The sequence below is a fragment of the Caulobacter endophyticus genome (assembly GCF_003116815.1).
Lineage (GTDB): Bacteria > Pseudomonadota > Alphaproteobacteria > Caulobacterales > Caulobacteraceae > Caulobacter > Caulobacter endophyticus.
In genome coordinates, this window is the sequence record NZ_QDKQ01000044.1 from 1 (window position 1) to 20,683 (window position 20,683).

18 protein-coding genes are annotated in these 20,683 nt (G+C 65.4%); 15 read left to right on the forward strand and 3 right to left on the reverse strand.

Annotated elements, in window-relative coordinates; genetic code table 11:
• Nucleotides 1–242 (forward strand): hypothetical protein (locus DDF67_RS26060; RefSeq protein ID WP_233247640.1); only part of this gene is annotated, 242 nt, incomplete at its 5' end.
• On the opposite strand, the gene DDF67_RS12630 is transcribed toward DDF67_RS26060, so the two are convergent.
• The 3 genes from DDF67_RS12630 to DDF67_RS12635 form a co-directional block, all read right to left on the reverse strand.
• Nucleotides 239–940 carry a DUF4386 domain-containing protein gene (locus DDF67_RS12630; RefSeq protein WP_109101242.1) on the reverse strand — a complete coding sequence of 234 codons (702 nt, stop codon included), beginning with the start codon at nt 938–940 and terminating at the stop codon, nt 239–241. The two genes, DDF67_RS26060 and DDF67_RS12630, sit on opposite strands and share 4 nt — an antisense overlap.
• Before the next feature lie 33 nt (nt 941–973).
• A complete protein-coding gene (locus tag DDF67_RS26255) occupies nt 974–1,096 on the reverse strand; it encodes a hypothetical protein (protein WP_269845448.1) in 123 nt (40 codons plus the stop codon).
• 70 nt (nt 1,097–1,166) lie between these two features.
• Nucleotides 1,167–1,481, reverse strand: coding sequence for a hypothetical protein (locus DDF67_RS12635; protein ID WP_109101243.1), 315 nt, complete (start codon nt 1,479–1,481; stop codon nt 1,167–1,169).
• Between the two features lie 15 nt (nt 1,482–1,496).
• Between DDF67_RS12635 and DDF67_RS12640 the strand changes: the two genes are divergently transcribed.
• The 14 genes from DDF67_RS12640 to DDF67_RS12710 all read left to right on the forward strand — a co-directional run bounded on the left by DDF67_RS12640 (nt 1,497) and on the right by DDF67_RS12710 (nt 20,680).
• Nucleotides 1,497–3,173, forward strand: a complete 1,677-nt coding sequence (locus DDF67_RS12640; protein ID WP_233247641.1) for a GspE/PulE family protein — start codon at nt 1,497–1,499, stop codon at nt 3,171–3,173.
• A complete protein-coding gene (locus DDF67_RS12645; RefSeq protein WP_109101245.1) occupies nt 3,170–4,363 on the forward strand; it encodes a type II secretion system F family protein in 1,194 nt (397 codons plus the stop codon). The genes DDF67_RS12640 and DDF67_RS12645 overlap by 4 nt, the downstream gene beginning before the upstream one ends.
• A gap of 97 nt (nt 4,364–4,460) precedes the next feature.
• Nucleotides 4,461–5,150: a hypothetical protein gene (locus tag DDF67_RS12650; RefSeq protein WP_109101246.1), complete on the forward strand. Its 690-nt coding sequence runs from the start codon at nt 4,461–4,463 to the stop codon at nt 5,148–5,150.
• Nucleotides 5,147–5,494, forward strand: a complete 348-nt coding sequence (locus tag DDF67_RS12655; protein ID WP_109101247.1) for a type IV pilus modification PilV family protein — start codon at nt 5,147–5,149, stop codon at nt 5,492–5,494. The genes DDF67_RS12650 and DDF67_RS12655 overlap by 4 nt, the downstream gene beginning before the upstream one ends.
• Nucleotides 5,481–6,041: a type II secretion system protein gene (locus tag DDF67_RS12660; RefSeq protein ID WP_109101248.1), complete on the forward strand. Its 561-nt coding sequence runs from the start codon at nt 5,481–5,483 to the stop codon at nt 6,039–6,041. The genes DDF67_RS12655 and DDF67_RS12660 overlap by 14 nt, the downstream gene beginning before the upstream one ends.
• A complete protein-coding gene (locus tag DDF67_RS12665) occupies nt 6,038–6,808 on the forward strand; it encodes a hypothetical protein (RefSeq protein WP_146198021.1) in 771 nt (256 codons plus the stop codon). The genes DDF67_RS12660 and DDF67_RS12665 overlap by 4 nt, the downstream gene beginning before the upstream one ends.
• The gene (locus DDF67_RS26065) at nt 6,805–7,239 is read left to right on the forward strand and encodes a hypothetical protein (protein WP_146198022.1); all 435 of its coding nucleotides are present in this window, start codon (nt 6,805–6,807) and stop codon (nt 7,237–7,239) included. The genes DDF67_RS12665 and DDF67_RS26065 overlap by 4 nt, the downstream gene beginning before the upstream one ends.
• 684 nt (nt 7,240–7,923) lie before the next feature.
• Nucleotides 7,924–12,354, forward strand: coding sequence for an RHS repeat-associated core domain-containing protein (locus DDF67_RS12680; RefSeq protein WP_233247642.1), 4,431 nt, complete (start codon nt 7,924–7,926; stop codon nt 12,352–12,354).
• Between the two features lie 5 nt (nt 12,355–12,359).
• The gene (locus DDF67_RS12685; protein WP_109101252.1) at nt 12,360–12,722 is read left to right on the forward strand and encodes an ankyrin repeat domain-containing protein; all 363 of its coding nucleotides are present in this window, start codon (nt 12,360–12,362) and stop codon (nt 12,720–12,722) included.
• A 703-nt stretch (nt 12,723–13,425) separates the two neighbouring features.
• Complete coding sequence (locus tag DDF67_RS12690) at nt 13,426–13,764, forward strand: MmcQ/YjbR family DNA-binding protein (protein ID WP_109101253.1); 339 nt, start codon at nt 13,426–13,428, stop codon at nt 13,762–13,764.
• 335 nt (nt 13,765–14,099) lie between these two features.
• Nucleotides 14,100–14,639 carry an RNA polymerase sigma factor gene (locus DDF67_RS12695; protein WP_109101254.1) on the forward strand — a complete coding sequence of 180 codons (540 nt, stop codon included), beginning with the start codon at nt 14,100–14,102 and terminating at the stop codon, nt 14,637–14,639.
• Between the two features lie 9 nt (nt 14,640–14,648).
• The gene (locus DDF67_RS12700) at nt 14,649–15,611 is read left to right on the forward strand and encodes a FecR family protein (protein WP_109101255.1); all 963 of its coding nucleotides are present in this window, start codon (nt 14,649–14,651) and stop codon (nt 15,609–15,611) included.
• A 108-nt stretch (nt 15,612–15,719) separates the two neighbouring features.
• Nucleotides 15,720–18,683, forward strand: a complete 2,964-nt coding sequence (locus DDF67_RS12705; RefSeq protein WP_109101256.1) for a TonB-dependent receptor — start codon at nt 15,720–15,722, stop codon at nt 18,681–18,683.
• Nucleotides 18,677–20,680 (forward strand): Atxe2 family lasso peptide isopeptidase, encoded by a 2,004-nt coding sequence (locus tag DDF67_RS12710; protein WP_109101257.1) that lies wholly within the window; start codon nt 18,677–18,679, stop codon nt 20,678–20,680. The genes DDF67_RS12705 and DDF67_RS12710 overlap by 7 nt, the downstream gene beginning before the upstream one ends.
• The last annotated feature ends 3 nt before the right edge of the window (nt 20,681–20,683 follow it).

Genomic DNA, 20,683 nt, shown 5'->3' on the forward strand with positions numbered 1-20,683 from the left:
TGGTAGCCAACGATAGTCAGCCGCACAGAAGAGACGTCGCCGGTCAGCGTCACGAAATGCCCCCGCTTCTCCACGATCTTAACGGACGTACCAACGGTCCGCTACGGGTCGTGCGCTACCTTGCCGACCGGGAGCTGAACGTCGTGTTCTGGGAGGTGCATCAGCGGCAGATCATGGCGCGACCGGCCAGCGACGAGGACCTGCGGATCGGCAGAGAGAGATGGATGGATTTTGGCCCCTAGAACATTGCTCTTTTCCCAGCCCAACGGTCCCGATCCACCCCCATGATTAACAACCACAGACACATAGCGCCCTCGCCAGCCAGGATCAGGGCGAAGCAGACCGGGCTGGCGGCGCCGGCGAACGCCGGGGCGAAGAGGTTGGACAGGGTCAGGGCCAGATAGGCGCCGCCGGCGGCCTGCATCAGCAGCCCTACGCCCCTGGGCAGATAGCCAGAGCGGAAGACGAGAGCGCCGCTGGCCAGGCAGGTCATGCCGAAGAACACCAAGGCGACATTGAAGGCAATGTCGTGCCCAACCAGGGCCATGGCGGCCATGGCATGAGCGCTGGCTCCGCCATCTGTAGCCAGCGGCAGGACCATCAGCTCGAACACCTTGCTGACCGCCTCGACCGCCAAGGAGACGGCGTTGAGCAGCAGGAACAGCAGGGCCAGGTTGCGTCCCGCCCGCCGCAGCAGCAGATATTCCAGCCACAGCTGCACGACGGCGATCAGCACCACCGCGAGATTGGCCGCCGTGCCCAGCCGCCAAAGGTCCGGCGCGGCGACCAGGCGGGCGACGGTGGCCGCCGCGTCGCCCGGAACCACCAGGGCGCTACGCAGATAGCCTTCGGAAAAGCCGCCCAGCAGGATGACCAGCAGGTACAGGAAGCCGACCGCCCGGGCGTGGAGCTGCGGGCGCTCGTCGAGACGAGACGTCATGGTGTGTCTTTCGGGAGGGATGGAGGGTGGCGCTTAGCGCCAGCGGTCGCCAGGACCGGAGAAGAAGGTCGCGGCCACGCGCCGCCAGGGAATCACGGGAAGAAACACCACCACCATCAGGCAGGCGAAGGTGGTTTCCAGGGTCGCTTCGTCCATTACGCCGCTCGTCCACTTCGGGGCGGCCACGACGGCCACTCTGTTCTCGCCGTACTCGCGCTACACGGCCCTACGATTGCTTGCGCCCCAGCCGCCTGCCCGGCCAGGACGGGGAGGTCAGCACGTCGGTGAAATCTGGCGTATCAGCGTCCTTGGCCAGGACGGATACTTTCTCGATCAGATCGTCCGCGTAACCGGTCGTCGGCCCAATCCCGTTGAGGTCCTCGAGCAAGAGACGGGCAGGGATACCGGCGGCATGCGGGCGACTTGTTTGAAGCGGCTCGTGGTCCAGGGCGCGGTCGATGCGATCTGACGACAATGACTGGGTCATGACGAAGGCGCTGGTGGCGAATGTGAGTTCGACACTGGCGGCGATGCTTTGCATGCGGGTGGCGCGTCCATGGTGACCGATGGTGTGGCGGTGAAAGACCCTCGTCGCGATCGGATGATCGCGCGGCTTCTCCACGAGGAGCGGATCGACCAGAACCTGTTGCGTCGAGCCGCCGGCGTCTGCGAGCGGACGGGTTTGCCGATCGAGGCCGCGCTCAACCAGATGGGTGCGATCAGTGACGAGACCCTGGTGGATCTCTACTGCGAAGCCAGCGGGTGTCTGCGCTGGTCGCCGCAAGACGAGCCAGGTCGCTTCACCGCTGGCGACCTGCCGGCCGCGATCTCCTTTCTGCAGGCGCGGCGCATTCTGCCCCTGCGCCTGGATGGCGAGCACCTGGTGGTGGCCGCCGCGGACCCGCTCGACGATGAAGGCTTGGCTGGCCTGGCGTTCTCCAGCGGCGCGCCGTTGCGAATTTTGGTGGCGCGACCAGCTGACTACCGGCGCGAGGCTTCGAACCTGTTCGAAGCCGATGCCGAGGATGAGATTGCACTCGACGAGCGCAAGCTGTCCAAGGACGTGCAGGCCATCGCCGACGCAGGCGCCGACAGCATCGCTGCGCGAATTCTCAAAGACATCGTCGAAATGGCCGTCGCCCGCCGCGCTTCGGACGTCCATTTCGAGCCGCGCCGTCACGACCTGCGCATCCGCCTGCGGATCGACGGGCAACTCGTCGAGCACCAACTGGCCGCGTCCGACCTTTCGGCGCCGTTGGTTTCGCGCCTGAAGGTGCTGGCGGACCTCGACGTCGGAGAACGTCGACTGCCGCAGGATGGTCGTGCGAGCTTCGTCGTCGAGGGGCGACCGGTGGATGTCCGTGTCTCGGTGCTGCCCGCAGCGTTCGGAGAAACGGCCGTGCTGCGAATTCTCGACCGTGACGGACTGGTCTTCGATTATCCAAGCCTTGGGTTCTCACCCAGCCAGGTCGCTCTGCTTGAAAGCGTGGCGCATTCCCCTCATGGGCTGTTCCTGGTGACCGGCCCGACAGGCAGCGGCAAGACCACGACCCTGTATGCCCTGCTCGAGACCCTCAGGCAGACGCCTCGCAAGATCCTCAGTATCGAGGATCCGATCGAGTATCACTTTCGGCATGTCGTGCAGGTCCAGGCCGCCCCGCAGATCGGGCTGAGCTTTGCGTCCGCGTTGCGGGCGTTCCTGAGGCAGGACCCGGACGTCATCCTCGTGGGGGAAATCCGCGACGCCGAAACCGCGGAGGTCGCGGTGCAGGCGGCCCTCACCGGACACCTGGTTCTGGCTTCATTGCATGCCAACCACGCGCTTGGTGTCGTGCCTCGTTTGCTCGACATGGGGGTGGAGCCCTATCAACTGGCCGCGGCGCTTCGCGGGGCCATGGCGCAACGCCTCGTGCGCCGCCTGTGCCCGGACTGCGCGGCTCGGCGGCCGCTTACGGCCGCCGAGGCGGCGTTCGCGCCCAGCTTGCACGACGTCCATGAGGGGAGCGGCTGCGCCAACTGTGGTCACGCCGGCTTCAAGGGGCGCATCGCGGTCGCCGAGGGCTTTGTCTGCGACGAGGGTCTTGCTGCGGCGATCGCCGCTCGCGTAGGCAGCAGCGAGTTGCAGGCCCATGCGCAACGGGGAGGTCTTGGCAGTCTGCACGCCGACGCCCTGGAAAAGGTGCGTCTTGGTCAGACGAGCCTGCGTGATGTCATGGCCCTGGGGCGGGGATGACGCGCGCCTGGCGATATCTTGCTCTGGATGCACAGGGGCGGCGGCGGCGAGGCGTCGTCGAAGCCGAGACGCAGGCTGCCGCCCTGGCGCGGCTGGGGCGGCTTCGGTTGACGGCCGTGCGTCTGACTGCGGAAAAGACCGGCGGCGGCCCAAGACTGTCTAAGCGGCATTTCGCCGAATTTCTGCATGACCTTGGAGCGCTCGTCAGCGCGGGGGTTCCGGTTCGGGGCGCGCTTGGCGTTCTCGCCAGCGGTGAAAAGCGGTCGACGCCGGTCTCGCGAGCGGCAAAGGCGATCGAGGACCAACTGTCCGCCGGACAGAGCCTGGCCGAGGCGATCGCCAGGCTTCCCCGTCCATCCGGCGCCAGCCTAGCCGCGCTCGTCGCGGCTGGCGAGGCTTCCGGCGCCCTGGGCCAAGCCCTGACCCACGGCGCCGATAGCCAGGCCGAAGAACTGGACGCCATGGAGACCCTGGTCGGCGCGCTCAGCTATCCGCTGTTCATCCTGCTCATGACGAGCGCCACGATAATGGTGATCCTGTTCTTCGTCGCCCCGTCTCTCGAGCCTCTCGTCCAGGGAAACGAACGCCTTCCGTTGGGCCTGAATGTGCTTTTGGAGAGCAGTCAGGCCTTACGCTCGCGTGGTGGCCTCCTTGCGGTCAGCGTGGCCGGCGTCGCCTGCGCCCTGATGGTTTCCTGGCGCCTGGGCTGGCTGCGCCGTCCGGTGGAAGGTTGGCTGCTGGACGGACCGACGGCTTCCATCAGTCGTGGTTTGGCTTTCGGTGCGGCGATGACCACCTTCGGCGGCCTGGTCAGCGCGAAGGTTCCGGTCAGCGACGCCCTCAAGCTCAGCGCCGCGGGAGCGTCAATGCGGCTGGTGGCCGATCGCCTGCTGGTCGCCGCGGACGCCATTCGCACCGGCGTGGCGGTCTCGCAGGCCATCGCGCAGTGCCGCGGCATGCCCGCGCGCCTGGTGCGTCTGGCGAGCGTTGGCGAAGAAACTGGTCGCCTGGGATCAATGCTTGCACGCGGGGGTCGCCTGGAGCGGCAGGCCAGTCTGCGCAGGCTCAAGCGTGCGGCGCAGTGGCTGGGACCGGCCATGATCGTGCTGCTGGGGGCGTTGATCGGATTGATCTTCGCGGGCCTGATGACCGGTGTGACGAGCCTGGGAGGCGGCGATGGCGCGGTCTGAGCCTCGCTGGCGGCTCGTGGTGCATATGTGGGACAATGTCCGGATGCGATGCTGGCGCTGGGGCGAAACTATCCCCCCGCGTCGACGTCGACAGGGGATGGGGCTGGCTGGCGGGCTCGCGGTCCATCTCCTGTTGTTTTCGGTGCTGATCTCCGGAACCGCCGCGCGCCAGGCCGGTCTGACGCCTCTGGGCGTCGACGACGGACTTCGTCAGGGCGTGCGCGGGCTTTCGCTTAGTCTGGTCAATCTGCCCGACCAGCGCTCGGAGGGGAGGGCGCTCAGCGGGGCGACGACGCCGAGGTCCACGGCGTCACCGTCCCCTCCACGGCCACGGCCAAGGCCTGATCAATCGCTGCTGGCGGTCGAAGAAGAAGCCAAGCGTCAAACCGCGGCGGAGGATATGACGGCGCAAACGCAAGACACGTTGGCCGCGTCTTCGCCGGCGCGCGGCGAGACCAGCCTTACTGGACGTCAGGCCGGTGATCCCGATGGCGCGGAGAACCTGTTGCGGCAGATTGCACGTTGCCTGCCGGTGGATCGCGCGCCCAACATCGGCGGGAGCACCTTGAACATATCCCTGGCTGCGGACGGTCGTCTGGCCGCAGCCCCGGACCTGACCTTCGCGGCCGGCACGGCCTCAAGCCAGCGGATCGAGGAAGCCAACCTGGTTATCCAGGCCGCCTTGCAATGCGGCCCCTACGCGATGGGAGGAAAGCCTGCGCAGGTCGCGCTTGCCCCGGACTTTTCGTTTCTGGCGCCTAGCTCTCTCACGGGGGAGAGGCCGTGAACGACAAGGGATACCTCGCGGCGGATGCGATCGTGGCGCTTCTGCTCGTCGCCATCGGGCTGGCGGCGGTTCTGAAGGTGCAAGCCCAAGCGCTCGAAATGTCTCGACGCGCCAAACATCTCCGGGCGGGCGTTCCTGCTGCCGCCCTCGCGTGGGCGCGCTTGGGCGAGGTCAAGCCGGGACTTACGTCAGCCTATGTCGCCAATGTGGTCGATGAGGTCGAGATCGATGGCCGGGTCTATAGCGTCTGTCGGGTCCAGATCCTCGCACCTCTCACAGCCGAACAGCCCCAACGGCGCGTGACGGGGCGACGGTTTTGCGGGGAAGCAGATGCCGCGAAGTGATGACGGCTACACTCTGGTCGAAGCCCTGACGGCGCTCGTGATCATTTCTCTGGCCCTGGCCGGCGTCAGTCAGGTGGTGATCGTGGGATCGCGCCAGGTCTCCCGCATCGCCGCGACCCACGAGATGTTGTCGGACCGAGCGCAGGTGATCCGTCTCGTAAAGCGGCTGCCCGCGATGCTTGGTCCGTTTGACGGCGAGGGGAACGGTTTCGTTGGCGGGCCCAACCACGCCCGTTTTCAATGCGGGTCCGATGGCGTCTTCTGTGAAGTCGACGCTGACCAGGGACGGGCGGAGGTCAGGATCGATGGCGTCAGCACTGCTGTGCGTGTCCGTTCGGATGCAAGCTTGCGACTGCTCTATGTCGGATCCGATGAGGCTCTGCATACGAGCTGGCCTCCGTCGCAGGCCGCGGGCAGGCTGCGGGCGTTGGCGGTAATGTCCGGCGACGCGCCCTGGGCGGTGTTGCGTCTTCCTATTTCTCAGGCCCATGACTGCGTCTTTGATCGGAGTAGTGGCGATTGCACGGTCATGAAGGGCCGCCGATGAGCCAAGTCGAAGCCCCTCTCTTTGTTCGCACCGTCGAAATACCGCCCGGATCGCCTTGGGATCAAATGCGCGCGGCTCGTCTGCAGGCGACCGAAGGCGCGCCGCTGAAGGACAACCTGGCGATAGACGTTCGAAGGCTTGGTGGATGGCGGCGCGGAGCGCCGGGGCGTTTCGCCGCCGCCTATCAACGGCTCGACAAAGGCGGTTTCAAGGAACGGCGCATCGCGCACGTCGATGAGCGTGCGGTGACATTCGTGTTTCGCACTTTGGAGCAGGCTCGTTCGATCGCGCGACGACGCGCGGTGGATGCCGCGCTGTCGATTGGCGCCGTGACGCTTGTTGCGTTGGCGCTCGGCCGCGCCGTGGAGCTTCGCAATGCTTCGACAGCGCTGCGCGACCAGCAGCGCAATGACATTGCGCGCATCGAGCGAGCGGAGGCGCGGACCATGCGCCGGATGGCTCTGATCGCCAGGCAAGATCTCATCGGGAGGTCTGGCCTTCAGGTCGGCGATGACTTGGCCTGGGTGGCGAAAAATCGTTCACCTGACGCGTCTTTCCGGACGGTTGTCTGGCGCAGGAATGGGATCGAGATCTCGTCGGCTGGCAACAACATGCCGCTGGTCCCAGCGACGGGTGTCACGCCAAGCCCCGACCAGGCCTCGTGGATCGCAAAGCCGGACAAAGCTCCGATCGCGGGCGCTCGGGCGCGCGGGCCTTCCGTCGTCTTCCGGCCTACGGTGCGTCATGGGCGTGGAGAGACGCGATGAGGTTCACCTGGTTGCGTTCCGCGCTTTGCCTGGCTGTCGCCGTCGCGGGAGTGTTCCTGGTGCTTTTGCTGGTCGCCGGGCCACAGCGAGGCGCGACCTCCATACCGCGGCCAGTTCCTCCTCGGAAAACTGTCGAGCATGATCGTCTGGCCGCGATGTCGCTCTGCGAAGGACCTGTCGATCGCGTAGGGGCTAAGCTGGAGCGCCGGCTCTCGGCGTTCCCGGGAAAGCTGAGCGATGTCCGCGTAGCTAGCCTACCTGCGCCGGAGGGCGCCAAGGTGCGGCTTTCATTCCGGGCGAGCGCCGCAGATCTGGAAGGGTGGCTTTCTTCCACGGCGGCCCCCGCCATCTTCTATGAGGAGGTCCGCGTGTCCGCCTTGGAGGATCAGCGCTTCCTTGTGGAGATGACCGGGGAGGTTCCTTGTGATTAGTCGTCTGAGAGGCGCCTATGCCCGCTCCGCCGCCGTCGGCTGCATGTTGGGCGCGGCCGGCTTCATTGTCCTGAACAGTTCTCCCGAAGATCCTGTGGAGGCTCCTGTTCCGGCGGCGACGGCTTACGTTTTGCCGGTAAGACCGCCTTTGACCCTGTCCGCTGCCATGTTCGCCGGCGCCGGCGTGACGCCGCCGGTCGGCAGAGAGGTTCTGCTGAAAGGCGTCAGTCTGGAGGCTGGGCAAGAGCGGGCCCTGCTGTCGGTCGACGGGGCCGCTCCAACCTGGGTCGCCAGGGGGGGGCAGGTTGCGGGGGGCGTCCTCGACGCCGTGGGAGCGCGTTCGGCGAGCATCCGGCGCAACGGGACGATGGTCACGGTTTACCTTTTTGTATCAGCAGCCGCCCTTGAGCCGTTCAGCCCTGGCGCGGCCGGGCAACCGAAATCCTGACCGTCAGGCAACCATCACGCGTCAAGCTGTGAAGCTTTGGCGAAGTATGCCTATCCAGGATTGCAATATGGTCAAGCTTGCACTTGTATGACCGTCCGCGATCTACCGCGGATGTCTGTATCGGTTTGCGTATGTTTGGGCATGCAGTGCGGTCGGCGACTTCCAGCTTTGGTACGCGTATGGGCGTGATCGCAAGGTCCCGCGTTTCAAGGGCCTCTTCGCGTCTTGCGGCGGCCTTGATCCTGACGCTCAGCGGCATCTTCATGTCCGTGGCGACACCCGCCGCCGCGGCGACGCCGGACGGATGGTGTTACGCCGCCGGAGATGGCAGCGGGTTTCGCTGCGCGCCGTCAATGACCGCCGCATGCGACATCGCCTATGCCGACATGGCCACTTGGCCCCCTGTTATTGCCATAGGGGGCTATCGTTGGCACATGGGCGTCACCCAGACCAACGCCACGACGGCCAAATGCAATTGGCTAAGAGAGGGGGTAGGCTGGGGCTTCGCGGGCATCCACCTTTACTGCAAGGGATCGCCCGGTAGCTGTCAGACGGACGGCCCTATCGGCCCGGGCATGTGCCTTGCCGACAATGGCGGGCGTGCGACGCCCATAACGGCTCATCCGATTGACCTCATGTCCGGCTCCAAGCGCTTTACCGAGCGTGAGCCAGGACCGGCATCCTTTGGTCCGCTTCTGACCCGGCAGTTCGTCAGCAGTCGCTACCAGTGGGCAAAATCCGACGTATTCGCGCAGCCTGAAAGCCTGGCCAACTGGGCCCTAGGCACGGGCGTGCGCCTCGATCTCGATCCGAGCTACTGGTCGGGAGGGCGTCTGGTCGTAACCCTGCCCGATGGGCAAGCTTTGACCTTCGCCAAGCAGGCGGACGGATCCTTGCAGCCAGTGTCGGAGAACTACGGCGCCTTGCTGCAGACGGACTATCGCCTGGAGTTCGTCGGCGCCTTTCCAACCGATTTGTCGACCGTTGACGATGCAAGTTCGAAATGGCGGCTGCGCACGCCCGAGGGTGACCTCTATGAAATCGACACCCAAGCGCCGCCAGGGACTTCGGCCTACACGGTGGGCCGGCCGAGCAAGATCGTGTTCCGAGGGGGGGGAACCGTAACCCTCGCCTATGGTGCGGCCGGTGAACTTGTCTCGATGACGGATAGCGGCGGTCAGACGGTCACGGCTTCCTGGCAGATGACCAGCGGGGCCAATCCTGCGCCGGCGGTCATCACCCAGTTGGGGCTGCCTGGCGGCTACAAGATCCAATACGCCTATGGCGCGGTGTCGCCGCAGGAGAACTACGACCAGCCCGAGCGCCTTCTCACCGTTGAGTACAAGAACGCGGCGGGCGCTCTATTGGACAAGACATCCTACGAGTATGGCGACGCGCGCTTTCCGACGTACGTGACGGCGGTGAAGGACAAGGATGACGTGGTCCGCTGGACGGCGTCATACGATGCCGAAGGGCGGGCGATCAGCAGCAGCGGCCCCGGTGGCGTCGACGCCACCTCCGTAGCCTACGGCGCCTCTGGCGCAAACTACACGCGCACCGTCACCAATGCTCTGGGCAAGCAGGAAACCTACAATTTCGCGCGATCCTACACCTGGATGTACGACACCAAGCTTGTGGGGACGACGGGGGTGGCGTCGACCAACTGCCCGGCGAGCGCGACATCGCTGACCTACGACGCCAACCGGTTCATCGCCTCGACGACGGATGAAGAAGGGCGGCTGACGACCTATGTGCGCGACACCGCCGGACGAATGACCCAGGTGACCGAAGGATCGGGAACGGCGGCGGCTCGGACGACCAACTACACTTGGAACACAACGTTCAATCTACCGAGCAAGGTGATCGAGCCCAAGCTGACGACCGACTATGTCTACAACACTGCCGGGGCTCTAACCTCGCTGACCCAGACCGACACCAGCAGCTACACGGTCCCTTACGCCACCAACGGCCGCACCCGAACCTGGAGTTACGAGTGGAGCGCCACTGGCCAGTTGCTGAGTATTGATGGCCCGCTGTCGGGCACGGTGGACAAGCAGAGCTTCACCTACAACACCAATGGCTTCCTGCAGACCGCCACCGATGCGGTGGGCAAGGTCACGACGGTGACGGCGTGGGACTGGCGAGGCGAGCCGACGACGATCGTCGATCCCAACGGAGTGAGCGCGACCCTGACCTACGACGTCCAGGGACGGGTTCTGACGGCGACGATGAACCCCGGGGCGGCCCAGAGCCACTACCAGTTCACCTACAGCGCCATGGGCGATCTGACACGCATGACCCTGCCGGGCGGCGGCTGGCTGGACTACACCTATGACGCGGGCCGGCGACTGACCAAGGTTGAGAACGACCGCGGCGAGACCATCACCCTGACCCCGGACGCGCTCGGCGCGCCGACGGCCATGACGGTGAAGGCCTCGGGCGGGACGATCACCGGCCAGCAGAGCTTTGCCTACGACGAGCTGGGGCGGCTGATCCGCAGCGTCGGCGCGGGTTCGGAGACGACCCAGTTTTCCTACGACAAGGTGAGCAACGAGGTGGGCCTGGTTGATGCTCGCGGCAAGGCCTCGTCGACGGCGTTCGACGCGCTGGATCGGGTGATCACCAAAACCGATCCGGAAAGCCACAGCATCCGTTACGCCTACGAGGCCGGCGACGGTATGGTCAGCCACAAGGATGGCCGCGCGCTGGAGACCACCATGGTGGTCGACGGCTTTGGCCAGACGATCATGGAAACGAGCCCCGACCGTGGCGTGCGCATGTACTGGTACGACGCGGCCGGGCGGATGACCAAGCTGATCGACGGCGACGGCGAGGAAACCAATTTCAGCTTCGACGGCGCGGGTCGCCCGACCGGGATCACCGTTCCGGGCGCGGCCTGGGAGACGGTGAGCTTTGGCTACGACGCCACGGCCGGCGGCAACAAGGGCCAAGGGAGGCTGACCAGCATCACCGAAGAGTCGGGCTCGACGGCCTATGTCTATGACGCCCAGGGTCGCATCATCCAGGACGCCAAGCTAATCCAGGGAGCGGCCTACACGGTGGGCTACGCCTACGACGTCAACGGCAAGGTGACCCAGGTTTCCCTGCCCTCGGGGCGCACAGTGATCTATGCGCGGGCGAGTGACGGCCTAGTGACGGGGGTGAGCACCAAGGTCTCGCCGACGGCGGCGAGCCAGGCTCTGGCCTCGAGCGTGAGCTACCAGCCGTTCGGCCCTCTGAAGGGCCTTACCTATGGCAACGGCCTGCAACTGGCGCGGACCTTCGATCAGAACGGCTGGCTGAGCCGCACGCGAGTTTCGGCCACGGGCGTGACGCGCCTTGACTTGTCATTCGACCGCAACGCCAACGGCCAGCTGGACGGGATCGCCGACAACGCCGCCACCGGCCGCAGCGCCAGCTTCGGCTACTACGACACCGGGCGCCTACAGTACGGCGTGGGCCCTTGGGGCGACCACAGCTACGCCTATGACGGGGCCGGCAACCGCACCGACTTCAGGACGGTGACCGGAGGCAATGTCGCCTACCAGTTCGCCCTCAATTCGGGGACCAACAACCGCGTCACCGAGGTGCAGGACACCAACGGCGATGTGCTGCGTCAGCTGATCTACCGCGACGGCGGCGATCTCTACGAGGACGCTGTCACCAGCGGCCCCGTCTGGCAGTACTACTACAACGGCCGCAAGCGCCTGGTGGTGGTCAACAAGGACGGGACCGACGTCAGCAACTACGGCTACGACTTCCGCGGCCAGCGGGTCTGGCGCTCGGTGTTCAGCCCCACCAGCAAGACCACCCACTACGTCTTCGACCTGCAAGGCCATCTGCTGGCCGAGCACGACGGCAATACCGGCGCGGTGATCAAGGAGTACGTCTGGCTCGACGATGCGCCGCTGGCGGTGATCGATCACAGCACCGGCTCGGCTCAGATCTACTACATCCATGCCGGCCAGCTCGATGAGCCGCAGATGATGACCGACGCCTCCAAGGCCAAGGTCTGGGACGCCTTCGTCGAGCCCTTCGGCAAGGCTCAGGTGTTTGGCTCCACCGCCAGCCTGGACCTTCGCCTGCCAGGGCAATGGGAGCAGCTGGAATCCGGCTTCAGCCAGAACTGGAACCGCGACTACGATCCCTCCCTGGCCCGCTATGTCCAGGCTGATCCCCTGGGGCTGGCCGCCGGCCAGAGCCTCTACGCATACGTCGATGGGAGGCCCACCGAATATGTAGATCCTGATGGGCTTCAGCGTTCACTGGTACGCCCTCTTGTACCGGGAAGTAACCCGAACATGGGTCCGCTTACGCCTTACGATCTCACGGATGATGATCTTCTCAAAATGATCGGGTTGCCGACGAGCCTGGAGAGGTCTGTTAAGAAGGATAGGGATAAAATTAGAAAGGATGCGGAATATAAAGATTATAAACGAATGTGCGCTCCGATAATGCAGCGGCCGGATCAAGATAGGTGTTCATATCTTGGACGGCGCATCAAGCGTTCTGAGCAGTGTATAAAAATGCGGATAAGCTGGGATTCAAGATGGGGCCCTGGGCGCCACAGCATCTCAATAATACAAGAGTTTGTGTTTCAATCGAGGCTTAAGAAGGAGTATAACGATAATTGTACCTCAAATATAAAATGGTGTCCAATTAGGTAATTGTTATGAACATATATGATATATATGAGCTTTATAGGGCTTATTCGCCGTTCATGCATGTGAAAACATTTAGCGTTGATATGATTGGCTCGGATGGTGACACACTGCTTCACGTTGTGAGCATGGAAGGAAGTGCTGAGGCGGTGAGGGTGCTTTTGCAGGCTGGGGCCAATCCAAATATTAGGGGGGATCTTGGTAGAGTCCCTCTTCACAATGCTGTTTCGGCTAAAAGTGAAATGTGTGTCGATTTGCTGCTTAGGGGGGGGGCGTCAAAAATCATAAAAGATGAAGATGGCTATACCCCCGAGGAGCTGGCTAGAGTTTTGGACTATAAAAATATAGCCTCTGCAATACGTCAATTTGCTTGATTTTTCTACGCTAAATGGCATGGCGCTGTGTCCATCGGAGTTTTCACCAGGGCGCTTCCTGCCTTCGTAGAAGTTTAGATGGAGCAGAGCGAAACGGCTGGGCGGCGATCGGGTCGCATAGAGGCGTCTTTTTCTGCCGACTGGTACTTCGCCATTTGGCGCAGTTTGTAACGCGGTGTGAAGTATTCAGAAAGCGCCAAACATCATCGGAGCTAGGCTGGGAAAATCTCATGAAAGGCTCGGAGCGATCGTCGATCTCAAGCGGGTTGAATGGTTCGAAAGGCGACTGGCCCGGGTCATCACCCGTGAACTGATAGCGGTATTGACCAGCCTGGACTGAGAAGTGCAGGTGCCTATGCCGGACTCCTCGCCCTGCGCGAACGGCCTTAAGAGGGCAAAAGCAGCCAAGCTTGCCTCTGCGCTGCCCAGCAATAGGCAGGATGCTGAAGGCAAAGCTTGGGACCGCCAATCTCTTCGAGCGGGAGGCCATCCAGCGACGGCAAGGAGTTGTGCCAGCCAGCAGCGTGTCGAATGCGGCTACGCCTCTTCGCCGCTTTTAATGTCGCTTTCCTGGAGGGGCGCCAACGTCCGGTAATCGAGTTTCTAGAGCGATCGTTGAGTCCGCTCCTGGCGCTAACCGCCCTTGCCGCCTTTGCGAGTATATGTCATCGGCCTGGAACCACGTACGACTAAATCGCGATCCATGACCGCCGATGACTTCCGCCAGCTGGCGCTCAGCCAGCTCAACGCCCGCGTCGCCTCGCGCCTGGGAACGATCGAGTTCTTGGTCGGCGACAAGGTGTTCGCCACTCTGGGCGCGCCCGATCCGGCCTTCGCCGTCCTGCGCCTTTCGCCCGAAGACCAGGCGGGGGCTATGGCTGCGGCGCCCGGCGTCTTCTCACCTCAGGCTGGCGGGGCCGGCGCCCGCGGCGTGACCTGCGTGCGTTTGGCGCTGGCTCAGGCCGAGCTGCTGAAGCCGGTCATGGCCAAGGCGGCCGCCAGGGCCCGCAATAGCAAAAGCGCTTTCACCCGCCTGGCTTGACCCGCCGGCGTCATTCAGTTCGGCAATGACACCCGCGCTCGCCGACTGCGCCTTGCCATTTGACTGAACCCCGTTCTAGACTCGACGCACGCCGCTGAAAGCGCGGCGTCGAGGCGTGAGAACCTCGCTTGAACCAACCGCTTCGCGTTCGGCTCCGCCCCGGCGCGACCGGTGTGCTGCGCCGGCGGCGCCGTCGATGACGGCCGCTCCACACTCAAGCTCGGTCTCAGGGACCCGGCCCCGCCGGATCCGACGCCTCTCCTGGAGGCGGATGTGGCTAGGCAAACTGAGACCAGACTTCGATCACGCGATCATTGGATCGGGACAGCCCCCCGATGACCATGGATACCGCCGACCCGCTGCTGGGCGACGCTGACGACACGCGCCGCCAGCTCGACGCCTTGTTCCGCCGACAGGCTCCCGCCCTCGTGCGGTTCCTGCGCCGGCGCACCAGCCAGGACGAGGCCCAGGACCTGGCGCAGGAGGCCTTCCTGCGCCTGACCCGGGCAGCCGAGGGCCAGAGCCTTCAGAAGCCCGAGGCCTATCTCGCCCGCATCGCCCGGAACCTGCTGCGCGACCGCGCCAAGAGCGTCTCAGGGTTTCGTGAGCGCACCCACGCGGTCTTGGACCCGGAGTTGCACGCAGCCAATGACGGCGACCCGCACCTGGCGCTGGAAGCCCGCCAACTGCTCGAACGTCACGAGGCGGCGATCCTGAAACTCAAGCCGAAGCCCCGAGAGGTCTATCTTCGCCACAGGATCGAAGGCCAGACCTACGCCGAGATCGCCAAGGCCATGGGCCTCGGGCTCAACTCCATCGAGCGGTACATGATCACGGCGATCGCCACCATCGACCGCCACCTCGGCCGGCCCTAAGATCATCCGATGACTGTGGGGCATGACGAAAACCTTCGCCAGGAGGCGGCTCGCTGGTTCGCGCGCATGCGTGGACCCGGTGCGGACGCCGCGCGCGGCGAGTTCGACGCCTGGCGCGCCGATCCTCTGCGCCAGGAGACCTATGACCGCCTGGTCCAGCGCTTCGACGACTCGGTGGTCCTGGGCCACTCGCGGCTGTCGGAGCTTCGGCTTCGCACCAGCGCCGCACATCGAGGCCCGCCGGCGGCGGTGTGGTGGACGGCCGCCGCGGCGGGACTGGCCCTTGGGGCCGTCGTCCTGTCCCAGACGGTCCTCACGCCGCGCACGGGCGCCGGACTCGGTGAGCGATACGTCTCGGCGCCCGGCCAGATCCGCACCATAGCCCTGGCGCGCGACGTCACCGTCGTTCTCGACACCGACACCGTCCTGACCGCCTCGACGGCGGGAGATCACCCACGCCTGGTGCTGGAGCGTGGACGCGTCCGCGTCCAATCGGAGCGGCCTCTGCAAATCCAGGCGGACCAGGTTCGGGTGAACGCCGAGCGCGGCGCCTTCGATCTTCGCCGACAAGGCGGCGACGAAGTCGAGGTCGCGACGCTTCGGGGCGATGTGCGGGCCGAGGGCGGCGGGCTGCTCCAGAAGACCCGGACCCGCATCGAGGCCGGCCAGCGCATGATCCTGACTGGCGGACGCCCAGGCGCGGCCACGCCGGCCCCGGCGCGGGACCGCCAATGGCCCACAGGCCTCCTCGTGTTCGATGGCGCGCGTCTAGACCAGGTGATCGCCGAGGCCAACCGCTACAGCGCCCGCAAGATTCGCCTCGCCGACCCAGCGCTCGCCCGCCTGCAAGTCAGCGGCGGTCTCAAGGTCACCGATCCCGACGGCCTCGCCCGCGCCTTGGGGGCGGCCCTTGGGTTGACGGTCTCCAGCGCGCCTGGCGGCGACCTGATCCTGACCCGCAACGACGCCTGACATGCCTGCGACAATTCGATGAAAGTTTTTCTTCAGGTCGCGCGCGCCTAGCTCGTCAAAGCCCCCCGAACGACCGCGACCGGCGCGGTCTGGGTTTTGGGGGCCCTCATGTCTCGCTACACGTCCATACTCCGCCGCGGCCTGATGGCCACGGCAGCCGCCTTCGTCGCCGCGGCCGCCGCGCCCGCCATGGCCGCGCCCCGGCTGCTCCAGGCCGAGCACCAGGCCTACGACCTCAAGGCCCAGCCCCTGGCCACGGCGCTGTCGGAAGTGGCCCGCATCAGCGGTCGCCCGATCGTCGTTTCCACCAGCCTGGCCCGCGGCAAGATCGCTCCGGCCCTGAAGGGCCGCTACACGGCCGATCAGGCCTATGGCGCCCTGCTTTCCGGCTCGGGGCTGCAGCTGGTGACAGTCGGCGCCAACCTGGTGGTCCAGCCGGGCGACATGGGGGCGACCGGGCAGGTCCTGGGGGAGCCCCAGGCCGGCGACGCTGAGATCCTGTCGGAGCTCGTCGTTACCGGCACTCGTATCCGGGGCGCGGGCCCGGTCGGTTCCAATCTCATCTCGATCAGCCGGCGGGACATCGAGGCCAGCGGTTACGCCACCACCCAGCAGATCGTCCAGGCCATTCCGCAGAACTTTGGCGGCGGCCCCAATGAGTCCACGCTCGGCTATAACAACCGCAACAACGCTTATCTCAACGCCGGTCTTGGGGCCTCCATCAATCTGCGCGGCTTGGGCAGCAACTCCACCCTGGTCCTGCTCAACGGCGCCCGGCCGGCGCTCGGCGGCGTGTCAGGCCTCTTCGCGGACGTCTCGTTGATCCCTAGTTCAGCCCTGGACCATGTGGAGGTCCTGGCTGACGGCGCATCGGCGCTCTACGGCTCGGACGCAGTGGGCGGCGTGGTCAATCTGGCCATGCGCGATCGCTTCACGGGCCTGGAGACGCGCCTCCGCTTCGGCACGGCCGATGGCGACGCCCAAGAGGGCCAGGTTGGGGGGATCTGGGGCAAGGACTGGGACGGTGGCCATCTCACCCTGTCCTACGAGTACTACGAGCGCGGCCGCCTTTCGGCCAATGACCGCGCCTACGCAACCGAGGACCTGCGCGCGCTAGGCGGCGCCGACAACCGCCAGCCCTTCGGATCGCCAGGGAACATCTTCGCCGGCGGGCGGTATTACGCCATCCCGAGCGGACAGAACGGCGTGGGCTTGACGGTTGGCCAACTGCTGCCCGGACAGATCAACCAATCCGACCAGCAGCGCGACACTGATCTTCTGCCTCGCCAACGCCGGCATGCCGTCTATCTGTCGGCGCGCCAGCACCTCGACGACAAAACCGAACTATTCGGACAGGTGCTGGCGGCGGATCGGCGGTTCGAACGCCAGTACATCGGCAGTTTGGAGCGCACGGCCAGCGTCCCGGTCACCAACCCCTTCTATCTCGATGTGCTGGGCGCCCGTCAGCCGGTCAGCGTGCGCTATGATTTCCGGGGCGACCTGGGCAAGCCCGTGAACAGCGGCGGGGCCCGCGCGGTCAACGCCACGGCCGGCGTTACCCGATCCTTCGCGGCCTGGTCGGCCACGCTTCAGGGAGGGTACGGCCGCCAGCGCGAAAACTGGCGCTCGGATAACAACATCAACAGCTTCCGGCTGCGCGCCGCCCTGGCCGACACCGATCCCGCTACGGCCTACAACGTCTTCGGCGATCCGGGCTCGACCAATCCCACCACGATCGCTCGGGTCAGGGGCTACGACACCGGCCGCGGCGTCTACGAGGTGTGGTCGGGCAGCCTGCGCGCCGACGGCCCGCTCTTCGACCTTCCGGCCGGCACGGTTAAGGCGGCCCTCGGCGCGGAATGGCGCTCTGAGCGCTACAGTCAGAGCACTGTGACGGACTTGTCGACCGCGACTCCGGTCACCGCGCAGACCCTCTATCCCGGTCGGCGTGAGATCGCTGCGGCCTACGCCGAGGTTCGCGTGCCGATCCTTTCCCCGACGGCGGCCGTCGGTCAGCTTGATCTCGCCCTGGCCGGTCGGATCGAGCGTTACAGCGACGTGGGAACGACCCGCAATCCCAAGATCGGACTGGATTGGCGACCGACGCGCTCCCTGACCTTTAAGGGCAGCTACGGCAAGTCGTTCCGTGCGCCCAGCTTCCAGGACCTGCAAGTCGGCCCCGGGCTGACCTTCTACCAGCCCGTCGCCCTTCCAGATCCGGCCTCGTCTACCGGTTCAACGCCCGTCCTGGCCCTGGTTGGAAACTCGCCGGACACCGGGCCCGAGCGCGCCACCACCTGGTCGGGCACGGTCGAATACCAGCCCCCCCGGATCGACGGGCTGAAGCTGACGGCGAGCTATTTCAAGGTCGCCTACCGCGATCGCATCGCCAATGTGAACGCCAACGCCTTCAACCTACTGATCGAGCGCGCGGTGTACGCGGGGGTCATCCAGGACAATCCGCCCGCCGATCTGGTGGCCCGCTACTATGCCGCTTCTGAACTGACCAATCCTTCGGCCATTCCCGCCTCGGCCATCAAAGCGATCGTAGACCTGCGCAACCGCAATCTCTCGCAGGTCGACGAGGACGGCGTGGACTTCGATCTCGACTACCGGCGACCCATGGGCGCCGGCCAACTCGGTCTGGGCCTCAGCGGCAGCTACGTTTTCTCCGTCAACCAGAGGGTCACCGAGACCTCGCCGACCGTCGACGTCGTCGGCACCGTTGGCAATCCCAATCACCTACGGATGAGGGGCCGGATCAACTGGACCCAGGGACCTTGGGCGACGAACATCGCGGTCAACTACATCGACGGCTATAAGAACCAGATCCCGATCCCCGCCCAGTCCGTAAAGTCCTGGACGACGACCGATCTGCAGCTCGCCTGGCAGGCTCCGCCGGACGCCGGACGCCTTGCCGGCCTCCGGGTGGCCCTATCGGTCAGCAACCTGTTCGACAAGGATCCTCCCTTCGCGGAAATCCGCTCGGTCACGTCGGCCACCGGCTACGACGGCGAGAAGGCGAGCCCGATCGGTCGCCTGATCGCCCTGGAGCTCGTGCGCTCGTGGTAAGGCTCGCCTGGCTCCTCGCGCTTCTTCTGCTGATCCCTGCCGGGGGCCAGGCCGCGCCGACCGCGCGGCAGTTGATCGAGATGACGGAGATCGCCGCGCCGGCCATCTCGCCGGACGGCGCATTCGTCGCCTACCGCCGGGGTCGGGCGGACCTTTCCACCAACCGCTACCGCCTGGAATGGTATGTCGCGCCGCTCGGCGCACCGGGCGTCGCGCGCCGTGTCGCTGACGGGGGCTTCGCGCTCTGGAGCGCGGCCGGCGTACCGGTGATCGAGGCGCCAGTCTGGGCGGCCGACTCCCGCGCCTTCTATTTCAGGGCGCTGGGAAACGATGGCGTCCAGGTCTGGCGGGCGGCCGTGGACCGGTTGATCGCCCAGCCGATTACGCGCGATGACGCCGACGTCGAGAGGTTTTCGATTTCCAACGACCGCCTGACCTACGAAACAGGCGCGACTAGGGCCGAAATCCTGGCGGCCGAGGCTAGGGATCGCGACGACGGGGTGCTGATCGACGAAACCGTGGACCCGGCCCAGAGCCTGTTTGGCGCGGTGGAGGTCAACGGCAGATTGGCCAGCCAGCGTCTTTCGGGGCTATGGTTCGGTCGCGGCGCACGTCTGGCGGGCCAGCCGCCGCGACGGAGGGTCGTTGACCTCAAGACCTTCGCCGTCGCCGACGTCCAGGGCACGCCGGCCACGACGATTTCGACGACGCCCAATCACGGGACTCTGATCACAGAAACACCGGGACAGGCGGGTGCTGGCGCGATCCGTCTGACGGTCGGCAACGTCTCGACACGTCTGGAGGCCCAACTCACCGACGAGTCATGGGCCCCCTGCGAGCTCGCTGCCTGTCGAGAAGGTCGCGTACTGGCCGCCGCACGGCGTCCGCAGCACACGGACGTCGCCTTCACCGTTCGAGACCGCAACGGCTACTACGCCCTTTGGGTGTGGGACCCCCGGTCGAATGGCGCCCGCGAGATCGTATCGATAGACGGATCGCTGAGCGGGGGCGGATCGCGACAGCCCTGCGCGATCGGAGCCAAGCGCGCCGTCTGCGTCGTCGCCGAACCGCTCGTCGCGCCACGTCTGATGGCGTTCGGGCTGGACGACGGGAAGCGTACCATTCTCGATGCGCCCAACACCGATCTCGACGCTCCGCGCGGCCTGAAGGTTCAGCGCTTCGAATGGACCGACGCTCAGGGTCAGGCTTTCCTGGGCCGGCTGCTGACGGCCGATGGCATGGCCGGGCGGTCCCCGTTGTTCATCCACTACTACAACTGCGACGGCTATCTTCGCGGTGGAACGGGCGACGAATGGCCCTTTGCCCTGATCGCCCAGGCGGGCATCGCGGTGCTCTGCGTCAATTATCCGACGCCGGTCTCCGAGCAACAGGACTCGGTCGCGGAGTACGAGACTTCGACACGGGGCCTGCGCGCCGCCGTCGATATCCTGGACCGTCGCGGCCTCATTGACCCCGAACGGGTCGGTATGGGCGGGTTGAGTTTCGGAAGCGAGGTAACCTACTGGACCGCGATCAACAGCGATCTGCTCAGGGCCATTTCGGTGACCTCCGTACAATTGGAGCCGACTTACTACTGGATGAACAGCTTCCGGGGCCGTGACGTCCCGGCCAACTTAAAAAAAGTCTGGGGCCTGGGCGCACCCGACGAGACGCCGGATCGGTGGAAACGCATCTCTCCGGCCCTCAACGTCGATCGCATCCGGGCGGCGGTGCTGATGCAGATGCCCGAGCAAGAGTTCCGCCCGACCATCGAGCTGATCGCTCGGCTTTCGAACAGCGCGACCCCGTTCGAGCTGCGGGTGTTCGCCAATGAACCGCACATCCTCGTCCAGCCTCGACATCGCCTGGCGGCCTATGTCCGGAACCTCGACTGGTTTCGCTTCTGGTTGCAGGATGTCGAAGACCCCGATCCGGCGAAAGCCGAACAGTACAAGCGATGGCGGGCCATGTCGGACCGAGCCAGGACCGGGTCATGAGTC